This is a genomic window from Mesorhizobium sp. M1A.F.Ca.IN.020.04.1.1 (genome assembly GCF_003997315.1).
Taxonomy (GTDB): Bacteria; Pseudomonadota; Alphaproteobacteria; order Rhizobiales; family Rhizobiaceae; genus Mesorhizobium.
Map to the genome: position 1 here is coordinate 1 of NZ_RZSN01000356.1, position 1,793 is coordinate 1,793.

Sequence of the window (1,793 nt, forward strand, 5' to 3'; positions counted from 1 at the left end):
CATCTGAAGCGCATCCGCAACGACTATTGCAAAGGCGCTTTGCGCGATTCGATCAACCGCTTCATTCCGCAGCCCGCCGGGCCGCGCTGCGCTCACATCCGCGTGCCCGAGCCGTTGGCGCTTCATGCACATGATGGTTCGGTCGAAGAGGCGCTCGCGGTGCTGCGCTCAAGGATGCAGGAAGCGGTGTCGAGAATCGTGACCGAACTTGAAGCCGCCGGCGGCTTCATTTCCTATCCGAATCCCTTCTATCATCGCTGACTTCGCGTCGGCCCGGGGTGATTGTGAGCGGGCCGCCGATGTCGGTTGGAGTGCGGCAAGCTCGATGGCTGTCTATGTCGATGCGGCAATCTGGAAATGGGCCGGCCATCGCTGGTGCCATCTGCTCGCCGACGACACCGACGAGCTCCACCGCTTTGCCGCCGAGATCGGCCTCAAGCGCTCGTCCTATCAGGGGCCGCCGAAGACTTCGGCGCCGCATTACGATATCACCGGCTTTGAGCGCGACCGCGCCGTGCGGCTTGGCGCGGTCGAATGCAGTCGCGAGGAGATTGTCGCCGTCTTCCGCCGCGTCAGAGTACCGAACGGCAAGACCCGACGCTGACGGAGTTTTGATGCATGTCGTTGTCCCAGAACCGCCGAACACTTCTGGACGACATGCATAAGTGCGCGGATCGCCGCAGGTGAGGGCGTTTTCCGCTAGCTCGCTTGCGTTTACGAGACTTCCCCTCTATATGCCCGCTCATTCCACACACGGACTTTGGTGTCTGCCCGGGAGAAATCCGGCTGAAACCTCCGGTGGCATCAGGACATAAGTCCGAAATGCCTGTGTCCGTGGAGGCCAACCGGAAAGGAACTAAGGAATGGCTCTGCCTGATTTCAGCATGCGCCAGCTTCTGGAAGCTGGTGTTCACTTCGGCCACCAGACCCACCGCTGGAACCCGAAGATGGCGCCCTACATCTATGGCGCCCGCAACAACATCCACATCATCGACCTGTCGCAGACGGTGCCGCTGCTGCACCAGGCCCTGAAGCAGGTTTCCGACACCGTCGCCAAGGGCGGCCGTGTGCTGTTCGTCGGCACCAAGCGCCAGGCTTCGGACATCGTCGCCGACGCCGCGCAGCGTTCGGCCCAGTATTATGTCAACTCGCGTTGGCTGGGCGGCATGCTGACCAACTGGAAGACGATCTCGAATTCGATCCAACGCCTGCGCAAGCTCGACGAGACGCTGGCCGGCGAGGCCCAGGGCCTCACCAAGAAGGAGCGCCTCAACCTCGACCGTGAGCGCGAGAAGCTCAACAAGGCGCTGGGCGGCATCAAGGACATGGGTTCGACGCCGGACCTGATGTTCGTCATCGACACCAACAAGGAGGCGATCGCCATCCTCGAGGCCAAGCGCCTCGGCATCCCGGTCGTTGCCATCATCGATTCCAACTGCGACCCGGACAAGATCGACTTCCCGATCCCCGGCAATGACGACGCGGCCCGCGCCATCCAGCTTTATTGCGATCTGATCGCCAAGGCTGCCATCGACGGCATCGCCCGGCAGCAGGGCGCGCTCGGCATGGACATCGGCGCGTCGGCCGAGGCTCCGGTCGAGCCGGCGCTCGACACTCCGGCCACTGAAGCTCCGGAAGCTTGAAAAACGAAGGCCGGCTTCGGCCTTCATCTTTCCAATAAGTTGGCGCGTTAAAGCGCTTTTGCCGGGCGCATCATCGGGATTCGATGGTGCGTCGGCGCATTTGAAACAAAGAGGCGACAATGAGCATTTCGGCTGCACAGGTCAAAGAAC

General features: G+C 61.9%; 2 protein-coding genes and 1 pseudogene. All 3 read left to right on the top strand.

The window, feature by feature from the left end:
- A pseudogene (locus EOA49_RS31775) lies at nt 1-261 on the top strand (hypothetical protein); the annotation flags it as partial.
- 64 nt (nt 262-325) lie between these two features.
- Nucleotides 326-604, top strand: coding sequence for a DUF4031 domain-containing protein (locus tag EOA49_RS31780; protein ID WP_127239895.1), 279 nt, complete (start codon nt 326-328; stop codon nt 602-604).
- A 259-nt stretch (nt 605-863) separates the two neighbouring features.
- Nucleotides 864-1,643: a 30S ribosomal protein S2 gene (gene rpsB / locus EOA49_RS31785; protein ID WP_059188654.1), complete on the top strand. Its 780-nt coding sequence runs from the start codon at nt 864-866 to the stop codon at nt 1,641-1,643.
- The last annotated feature ends 150 nt before the right edge of the window (nt 1,644-1,793 follow it).

Bases quoted from the DNA above. Each gene is read 5' to 3' on its own strand.
- EOA49_RS31780 (WP_127239895.1), top strand. From the start codon at position 326: ATGGCTGTCTATGTCGATGCGGCAATCTGGAAATGGGCCGGCCATCGC.
- rpsB (WP_059188654.1), top strand. From the start codon at position 864: ATGGCTCTGCCTGATTTCAGCATGCGCCAGCTTCTGGAAGCTGGTGTT.